Here is a 9,720-nt window from a genome sequence, read left to right on the forward strand (position 1 = left end):
ATCGCGAACGTGTACAGCGCCGAAGAAATGGCAGAGTTCGTGAAAGCCGCCGAGGACGGAATAACTAATCTAGACGAGAGAACGGACCTTCGGTCCTACAGACTAGAGACGAGAGAAGAATTGTCTACTAAAGACAATCTCTCGTCTTTCGTCTCTCCTCTCTCGTCTAAAAAATGGATCTGCGAGCGGAAAATCGATGGCGTTTCGCTTTCGATCGTATACGAGAACGGGCGTTTGAAGCAAGCGGCCACCCGCGGCGACGGAGCCCAGGGCGACGACGTGACTTTGAACGCTCTCACGATTGCAGACATTCCTGAAACCTTGGACGCAAAGAAGCTGAAAATCGACCCGAGCGAAATTCCGCAGGGCACTTTCGAAGTTCGCGGCGAAGTCTACATGGAACGCGAGGCCTTCGAACGCCTGAACGAGCAGTTCATCCTGGAAGGCAAGAAGATTTTCCAGAACCCGCGCAATACAGTTTCGGGTTCGCTTAAGCTCAAGAGCGTGGCCGAATGCAAGACGCGCCCGATGCGATTCTTCGCCTACCACATTCCGCAGAGCAACAACAAGACGCACGAAGAAAACCTGCTGCAGCTCAAGCGCCTCGGATTCCACACGAACGACTACTGGACTGCCGACACCACCGACGAAATCATGAAGATTTCGGAGCAAATCGGCGCGAGCCGAGACAGCCTCCCCTTCGAAATCGACGGCATGGTCGTAAAGCTGAACGACCTTGCCATGCAACGCGCCCTCGGGACTACGAGCAAGAGCCCGCGCTGGGCAATCGCCTACAAGTTCAAGGCCGAGCGCGCCTACACCCCGCTCCTTTCCGTAGAATTTCAGGTTGGCCGCACCGGGGCCGTAACGCCGGTCGCAAACCTTGCCCCCGTGCGTCTCGCCGGCACCACCGTCAAGCGCGCCACCCTCCACAACTTTGACGAAGTCGCACGCCTCGACCTCCACTTCGGCGACACCGTCGGCGTCGAGAAGGGCGGCGAAATCATTCCAAAAATCACCGATGTCAAAAAGGAACTCCGCCCGGCGGGGGCCGTCCCCGTGACCGCCCCCGACAAATGCCCGGTTTGCGGCGAACCGCTCACCCACATCGACGGCGAAGTCATTCTCCGCTGCGAAAACATGCACTGTGCGGCGCAAGTGCAATGCCTGTTCGAGCATTTCGTAAGCCGCGAGGCCATGAACATCGAAAACCTCGGCCCCGCCCTTATCGCAAGCCTGATTGCCACGGGCAAAATCAAGCGCATTCCGGACCTGTACCGCCTCACGCTCGAAGACCTCGAATCGCAGGAACGCATGGCGAAAAAGAGCGCCCAAAACGTCTACGACGCCATCGCCGCCTCCAAGGAGCGTAGCCTCGAAAACCTGTTGCACGGTCTCGGCATCCGCTTCGTGGGCCGCACCAGCGCCCGAAACCTCGCCAAGCACTTCCGCACGCTAGAAAAAATCCGCACGGCAACCGTCGAAGACTTGCAGAACGTGAACGACGTCGGCGAACGCATTGGAAAGTCCGTCTACGACTTCTTCCACACGGAACGCTACACGCAGGAAATCGATGAGCTCATCGCTCTCGGCTGCCCCACCGAATTCAAGGGTGTCGTAAAGACGCTATTCCAAGGTCAAACCGCGGTCATCACCGGAACGCTCCCGAATATGGAACGTGAAGAGGCCCGCAAGCTCATCGAAGAAAACGGCGGTAAAGTCAGCGGTTCTGTCAGCAAGAAAACCAGCTGGGTCTTGGCTGGTGAAGCTGCAGGCTCCAAGCTCACGAAGGCGAACGAGCTCGGCATCCCTGTGCATGACGAAGCATGGCTCCTCGCCCAAATCGCCTCCAGTGCAGACGAAGCAACAACCGAGGGCAAAGAAGGTACCATTGGTAGTGCAGCCCCTAAAGGCGCAGCCGATGCCGGCGAACAGACTAGTTTATTCTAACCTAAATTCATTTCAAATAGAAACTATTTTGCAGTTTCCGGTGTCTTTAGACTATCACTAGGCGCCAACCGATTTTTCACACACCTCAAAGAGAATGCTGAATGTTCAAAATCTTCGGCATTCATAAGATCGTCCTTGGAATTAATCAAATTCCAATAAGCGGAGCCCATTCCAGCACCACCTTCGGCCGCCCAAAAATACGCACTCGATCCAAGTTCAGCAAATTCGCCATCGCTGTAGCGGCTCCCTGCCGGTAATGCGTTGAAACCGCTTGCATTATTCGTCGATTCGCCCCCCTGGGCCCATCCTTCGCGACTCTTGAGAGCAGCACCTAGCCCCTTACGCTTATCGACGACATTCAGCCTTAACCTATCCCATTCCTCATGACGAGGGATATGCCAGCCCACAGGACAAATTCCCTGATGCTCCTGTACAACGGCCCCCTGCGCGACACTGTCTAACGAATTTTCAATAAAGTCCTCCGGAAGGCGCATTGCCACATGCCATGGGTAAAGCCTTCCGTAATTGCGGCATCGATTGTCCTTGTCCTCGTAGCAAAAACTGCCCACCGCCGCAAACCGCAAATTTTCAGCCATCCACACATCATCGCCAACGACAACCGTCCTATATCGATTTCCATCGCGGTTATCCGTAAGCGAAGTACTGTCATACAATTCATCATCGTCCGGCGGGTCCATCAAACAGCGCACAGAAAAAGCCGTTTCCTTGTTTGTGGATGCCATCACAAAATCATCATTGTCATAGGGCAACGTCCACGCAAGCGACTGCACAGAATCGCCTTCAGTGCCCGACCAAAATCCCGCAAAGATTTCTCGCCCCAAAAAGACTCCCGCCGTATCGCGGCTACCGCTTGCCAACCCCGAAAAGCCGAAACCGTCTTCGCCCAACAAGGCGTCATCACTTTCCTGCCACCCCTCGCGGGACCGCAAGTTCGTACCCACCCCCACAGCATCATCGATATCCTGTAAATAAGCGATGAGATTTCTAAAATCAAATACGGTGGGGATATGCCACCCCTTCGGACAAATGCCTCGGGGCTTACGTTTCATTATCGAATCACGCGCCTCCGATTTTGCAAATTTCTCGTCCAATTTTAAAGCCGCAGTCCAAGTGTACAGGCGTCCATATTTTTCACAATTTTCCTCCTTGTACTCATAACAGAAACTCCCCGGCACCTTTACGTTCTGATTTTTTACCATCCACACCTGGTCTCCAATATGAATGGTCTGCACCTCGGTATCCTGCACCTTGACAACCTGCGGTATTACCTTGGGCGGTGGCGGAGGAGGTTCTTTGATTTTATACAACTTATCTTCCACGCAGCGAATCGAGACTCCATCGTCCTTTCCCGCATAAACTTTGTCAAACGACCTTGAATCGTACATCAAGCTCCAGTAATAAGCACCACCGTCATCTATTTCTGTAGAAGACCAAAACTGCGCCGTCCGTCCCAAGTCCATAAATCCGGAATACTGCTGTTTTACACCGGCGGGAAGCGCGTTAAAGCCGAATTCATCAGAGCCCCCGGGAAGGCGGATTTCCTTTTCCCAAAGTTCCGACGACTTAAGACTTAAGCCCACGCCATCGCTAAAACCTTTTTTGCCCACATAGTATCTGAGCTTATACCAATCCTTGTTTGTCGGCAGATGCCAGCCCGCAGGACAAGCATCGTGATAAGCCCCCTTTTTGATGGACGAAAAATCAAACTTCTTGATGGAATGGTTATTGTAGAAATCCACCATACGCATCGCCATCGCCCAGTTATAAAGTCTACCGTAACGTTCGCAGTTGTAGTTACGATTTTCGTAGCAGTAGCTCCCTTTAACCTCAAAACGCAAGTTTTCGGCAAACCACCTCTGATCGCCAATTTGCACCGTCTTGTAGACACGGCCATCGCGCTTATCCTTGAAATCAGGCATTTTTTCGACATGCGCCAAAACCGTCTGGGACATCAGAGCCAACAGAAGCACCAGGACACCGTAAAAAGACCGCATAGGACAAACCTCCCAACATCCAATATATATTCAAAAAACGCAAACACTACATTTTTACGTTTTTTTTATACATAAACCCTATTCCAAATCAGAATATTACAGGCCATTCACTCTAGAGATATTTTTTTTCTAAATATAGGGTGTAATACATTCCAAGATAGGTTACCCTTATGGAAATCAACAAGGACATTGCCGACATCCGAGCAGCCGAAGCCATTCTTCATAAGAAGAAAAAATATCTGCTGTGCTACCACAATTTTAATGTCAAGAACTGCAAGAAATCTGCCGAAGAAATCCGGAAGATTGCCGCTGCCGCAGGTTCGCCCATTTCGATTGCCGTCGTTCCCTCTATCGGGGGCGTTCCCGAATCCGAAGCCGACGCCTTCCGTGAAGAAATTGGCAAGTTCGTGCAAGAAGGCTACGAAATTTTGCTCCACGGCGTACGTCACAACGCAGACCTGTTCATCAAGCGTAACCCCATCGGCAAGCTCGCCCTCGCCATTTCGCACAATGGTGCCGAATTTGCAGGCCTCAACAAGAAACTTTCGCAAATGCTCCTGAACCGAAGCATCGCCCTCTGGAAAGCCCACGGCTTTGGCCGCCCCTCCGGATTCATTGCGCCGGTCTGGCTCGACAACAAGCACCTCAAGAAGCAGGTGCTCGAGGAATTCAACTTCTACGAAGACATGCTCTACATTTACCGCAAGGTCGGTAAACGCGTCAAGCCGTCGTTCTCGCAGATTTTGACCTTCTCGATTTTCCCGAAGGCGCTCCTCGGCGCCATGCAGGTTTTCTCACGACTCGCCCTCCTCATTTACCGTGGTACGCCGCGCCTCGTGATTCACGCCGGCGACATGAAGGCCATGGGCGAACAAAACCTTCTCTCGCTCGTAAAGTTTGCCTCCAGGCACCGCGAAAAAATCATGTACCAGGATCTATAAGAGGCCGGAGAGACACAGATGATACTCAATAGATTCCTAGCACGAACCGAATACTCCTCTTACGAGGACCTCTACGAAAACTTTAAGCTCTCGATTCCCGAAGACTTTAACTTCGCTTACGACGTAGTCGACGAATACGCGAAGACCGAACCTAAGCGCGAAGCCTTGGTCTGGTGCGACGACAACGACGAAAGCCACATTTTCACCTTCAAGGACCTCTCGATTGCCTCGCAGCGTACCGCGAACTTCCTCGTAGAAAAGGGCATCAAGAAGGGTGACCGCGTGATGCTGATTTTGCGCCGTCACTACGAATTTTGGTTCTTCCTGCTGGCGCTCCACCGTATCGGTGCAATCGCCATTCCGGCAACGAACATGCTCGCCGCCGAAGACTTGGAATACCGATTCAAGGCCGCCGACATCAAGATGGTCGTCTCTTACGACGATCCGGTACTCCAGAAGGAAATCGACACCGCCTGCGAACATACGCACATTGTCGAAACGCTCGTAACCATCGGCCAGTCCCGCCAGAACTGGATTAACTTCTACGACGACTACGAAATCTGCGAGCCAAGTTTTCCGCGCCCGACAGGCGATGCCGCCACGCACAACGACGACATCATGGTCGTGTACTTTACCAGTGGCACTAGCAGCAACCCGAAAATGGTCGCCCACACCTTCAGCTACCCACTCGGCCACATCGTGACCGCCAAGTACTGGCAGAACGTGGTTGACGGGGGCCGCCACCTGACCGTTGCCGAAACCGGTTGGGCCAAGGCGCTCTGGGGCAAGATTTATGGCCAGTGGATTGCAGGTTCCGCCGTATTCACTTACGACATGAACGTGTTCATTCCGGGCAAGCTGCTCGAAAAGATGCAGGAATACAAGGTGACCACCTTCTGTGCGCCGCCGACCGTTTACCGCTACATCCTGCAGCACGGCGTCGAAAAGTATGACCTTTCTAGCCTCAAGTACTGCACCACCGCAGGCGAGGCTTTGAACCTCGACATTTACAAGAAGTTCTTCGAAAAGACGGGACTCCGCCTGCACGAAGGCTACGGCCAGACCGAACTCACGCTTACCACGGGCAATTTCGAATGGATGGAAGCCCGCCCCGGTTCCATGGGCAAGCCCTCCCCCGGCTACCGCATGGACATCGTGGATGCCGATGGCAACAGCTGCGGCCCCGATGAAGTCGGCGAAATCATCATCAAGATTGACGAAGGCAAGCCCTTCGGCATGTTCGGTGGCTACTACCGCGACGAAGAACGCACCCAGAAAGTCTTCGAGGGCGGCGTCTACCACACCGGCGACACCGCTACCCGCGACAAGGACGGTTTCTTCTGGTTCGTGGGCCGTACCGACGACCTGATCAAGAGCTCCGGCTACCGCATCAGTCCCTTCGAAGTTGAAGAAGTGCTCCACAAGCACCCCGCCGTCTTGGAAGTGGCCGTTACAGGCGTCGAAGACAAGTCCCGCGGACAGGCCGTGAAGGCAACCGTCGTGCTCCAGAAGGGCTACGAAGCCTCCAAGGAACTCGCAAAGGAAATCCAGCTGTTCGCAAAGAACGTGGCAGCCTCTTACAAGAGCCCGCGCATCATCGACTTCGTTTCTGAACTGCCGAAGACCATCAGCGGAAAAATCCGCCGAGCCTCTATCCGCGACAAGGACGCAAACGACAAGGCCAAGGAAGATTCCGCCACGGAACAATCCAAATCAGAAAAGGAAAACTCCGCAGCGGAAACCGCAGAATAATCGGCTTGAAGCTTGGTCGAAGAATCTACGAGAAAAGCCCCCAGCAATAAAGCTGGGGGCTTTCGCATTTACAGAAGCTATTGTTCCGCAGGAGTTTCAGCAGGAGCTTCAGCCGGTTCTTCAGCAGCAACCTCCTCCGAAGTTTCTACAGGCGCCATGTCCGGAACTCTCGTCAAGTCCAGCGACGTAGAATACAGGGAACCATCTTCATTCTTGCGAAGAGCGGCCCACTTCATCACGTCTTCCTTGATTTCGATATCCCAGCATTCGGAATCACCGCCTGTGGAATCCGCCCAATGAGAACAAAGCCATTTCCCATAGACAAAGTACTCAGAAACGGTGTTCGGTGTCTGTTCCCAGTCTTCGCCTTTTTTCACGTAATGGGCAAAAGTACCATCGGCATTGTATTGCCAGCGATGGAATTCATCAACACTGGTAGGCACCGCTTCTTCGACTTTCTTGTCCTTTTTGCCCTTATTCGCCTTCTTGTTTTCGGCTGCTTTTTCGGCTTCCGTGGGTTCATCCGGTTCCACAACCAACTTGCCTTCCCAGGTTCCGACAATTTCCTTGGCGAAATCGTCTGTTACCCGGATGAACCGCGTACTGATGGGCCCCACATTCTTTATCGTATCGCCATGATCGATAACGATAGCATGAGAGGTCGCGTTCAGTTCGTTGTCATTGACAAAATTGACAGCCTGCCTGTGGAAACTTTGAATGTTTTCGTTTGGCTGTAAGGTCCAGTAGAGAGCGTTGTCTTCGATTTCAAGCTTGAATTCAGCTTTGTTCAGCCATATTTTATCGCCAAAAGCGGTACTCATGTACCCCTTCTCCGCCGAAAAAATAGTGAAGGCTTCCTTGCCGTTCGTAGGTACGGCCTTACCCTCTACATCGGTCATTACCCAACGACCGACCACCTTTTTGTCGATCTTATCCGTCGGAAAGCCATAACCGGGCTTGTCCTTATCGGAACACGACATCAGCAGCCCAACGCCGAAAATCAGCGCTCCGGTAAGTATTTTTTGATTCGTTTTCATAGCTCCCTCCATTCTTAGGTTAATTTTACTTAACATACTTAAAATAACCTTTTTTTTTCAAATAAGCTAAAAAAATTTTCATTTATTCACTTTTTTTGAAAAAACACCCGAAAAAGGCAGGGCAAATTGACTCAAAAGGCTTGTTTTTGACACTTTCAGCGTGCGTTTTCTATATTTTCGCCCATGACTAAAAGACGCGTAGTAATCACTGGTATGGGAGCGGTGACTCCCGTTGGCAAGAACATCAACGATTTTTGGGCGGCCATTCGCGCAGGCAAGTGCGGCGTCGGCCCCATCACCCTTTTTGACGCAAGCAACTGCCCGGTAAAGATTGCTGCCGAAGTCAAGGATTTTAAGCCCGAAGAACACGGGATCGACCCGAAAGAAGCCCGCCGCATGGCCCGCTTCACGCAGTTCCTGCTTGCAGCTTCCAAGGAAGCGGTCGCAGACGCAAGCCTTACACCCGAAGACCTGGCTGCGGACACCACGGGCATCGTAGCAGGTACGGGTCTCGGCGGTCTCGACATTGTCGATTCCACCTACACGCAGTATATGAACGGCGGTCGCCGCAAGGTTTCGCCGCTCGCCATGCCGCAGCTGATTCCGAACGAAGCGGGCGCAAACGTCTCTATCGCACTTGGCATCACAGGAGAAGCCCACACGGTCTGCACGGCCTGCGCTTCGGGTACCGACGCTATCGGTGTCGCCCTCGACGCGATCCGCTCGGGTCGTCTGGACATCTGCCTTGCAGGAGGCTCCGAAAGCGGCATTACCGATTACAGCATCAAGAGCTTCGCTGGCATGCACGCCCTGACCGACAAGTTCAACGACTGTCCGGAAAAGGCCTCGCGCCCCTTCGACCTGAACCGCTCCGGATTCGTGATGGGTGAAGGCGGTGCCGTGCTGATTCTTGAAGAATTGGAACACGCCAAGGCCCGCGGCGCAAAGATTTACGCCGAACTCGCCGGCTACGGTGCTTCTGCCGATGCCTACCACATCACAAGCCCGCGCCCGGGTGGAGAAACCTGCGCAAAGGCACTCACCCGCGCCATCAAGGACGCAGGCATCGCTCCGACGGACATCAACTACTACAACGCACACGGAACCTCGACGCACCTGAACGATGCGACTGAAACCGCAATGCTCAAGGTCGCCCTCGGCGAACACGCCTACAAGATCAAGGTGTCGAGCACCAAGAGCATGACTGGCCACTGCGTAGGTGCCGCAGGCGTGTGCGAAGCCATCGTCTCGACTCTTGCGATTCGCGACTCGTTCTACCCCGCCACCATCAACTACGAAACTCCGGATCCGGAATGCGACCTGGACTACGTACCGAACAAGGGTGTCGAAGGCAACATCGACGTCGCCGCCTCCGCCTCACTTGGGTTCGGCGGTCACAACGGTGTCGTGATTATCAAGAAATACAACGGCTAATGAGCTCGGGCCTACGGCCCTTTGAGCCATGAGGACGTTCCCTACGGTCACTTAGAGATATGACAAGGCGCCCCAATAAAGGGGCGCTTAATTTTTCGACAATGGAGCTTTACATTTCAAAGGTTCCTTGAACCGTCCTCAAAGCGAGTGTAACGAGCGACCTCATACCTCGCTGCTATTGTTCATCAAGCCATCGTTGTAAAATAATCGCAGCGGCCAACTGGTCAATGACCGCCTTATTCTTTTGCTTTTTCTTCTTGCTAAAGTAAGAGGTCTTTTCTTGCGCCTGCACGCTGGAATACGATTCATCCTGCGTGTACACGGGCATTCCCGGGAAACGCGTTTTCAGGTCCTCGATGAACTTTTCCACCACCACATTCTTGCCGTCCTTGCGGCCATCGGGGTGATACGGCATTCCCACCACAAAGGCGTCTACCTTGTTGATTTTCACCAGTTCGTCGAGACGTACGAACAGATTCGTCGTCTTCTGGTCAATCGTTTCTCGCGAAAAAGCCATACGGAATTCGGAATCGGCAAACGCGACCCCGACGCGGTGTTCACCATAATCAAGCGCAAGGTAGTTCATAGAGC

General features: G+C 53.1%; 7 protein-coding genes. 4 read left to right on the plus strand and 3 right to left on the minus strand.

Annotated elements, in window-relative coordinates; genetic code table 11:
- Positions 1-1,950: NAD-dependent DNA ligase LigA (gene ligA, locus Q0W37_RS14520; protein WP_297702265.1), on the plus strand; the 1,950-nt coding region annotated here is incomplete at its 5' end.
- A gap of 23 nt (positions 1,951-1,973) precedes the next feature.
- Here the strand turns inward: ligA and Q0W37_RS14525 are convergent.
- The gene (locus Q0W37_RS14525; RefSeq protein ID WP_297702266.1) at positions 1,974-3,965 is read right to left on the minus strand and encodes an FISUMP domain-containing protein; all 1,992 of its coding nucleotides are present in this window, start codon (positions 3,963-3,965) and stop codon (positions 1,974-1,976) included.
- Between the two features lie 170 nt (positions 3,966-4,135).
- Between Q0W37_RS14525 and Q0W37_RS14530 the strand changes: the two genes are divergently transcribed.
- Both Q0W37_RS14530 and Q0W37_RS14535 read left to right on the plus strand, forming a co-directional pair.
- Positions 4,136-4,906 (plus strand): DUF2334 domain-containing protein, encoded by a 771-nt coding sequence (locus Q0W37_RS14530; RefSeq protein ID WP_297702267.1) that lies wholly within the window; start codon positions 4,136-4,138, stop codon positions 4,904-4,906.
- A gap of 18 nt (positions 4,907-4,924) precedes the next feature.
- Positions 4,925-6,658 carry an AMP-binding protein gene (locus Q0W37_RS14535; RefSeq protein WP_297702268.1) on the plus strand — a complete coding sequence of 578 codons (1,734 nt, stop codon included), beginning with the start codon at positions 4,925-4,927 and terminating at the stop codon, positions 6,656-6,658.
- Positions 6,659-6,735: 77 nt separating this feature from the next.
- Here Q0W37_RS14535 and Q0W37_RS14540 read toward each other — a convergent pair whose 3' ends face one another.
- The gene (locus Q0W37_RS14540) at positions 6,736-7,695 is read right to left on the minus strand and encodes a hypothetical protein (protein WP_297702269.1); all 960 of its coding nucleotides are present in this window, start codon (positions 7,693-7,695) and stop codon (positions 6,736-6,738) included.
- A 183-nt stretch (positions 7,696-7,878) separates the two neighbouring features.
- Here Q0W37_RS14540 and fabF point away from each other — a divergent pair, with 183 nt between their 5' ends.
- A complete protein-coding gene (gene fabF, locus Q0W37_RS14545; RefSeq protein WP_297702270.1) occupies positions 7,879-9,129 on the plus strand; it encodes a beta-ketoacyl-ACP synthase II in 1,251 nt (416 codons plus the stop codon).
- Between the two features lie 175 nt (positions 9,130-9,304).
- Here the strand turns inward: fabF and ruvX are convergent.
- Positions 9,305-9,720, minus strand: a 416-nt coding sequence (gene ruvX, locus Q0W37_RS14550; RefSeq protein WP_297702271.1) for a Holliday junction resolvase RuvX, incomplete at its 5' end; no start/stop codon positions are given.

The sequence above is a fragment of the uncultured Fibrobacter sp. genome (genome assembly GCF_947166265.1).
Classification (GTDB): domain Bacteria; phylum Fibrobacterota; class Fibrobacteria; order Fibrobacterales; family Fibrobacteraceae; genus Fibrobacter.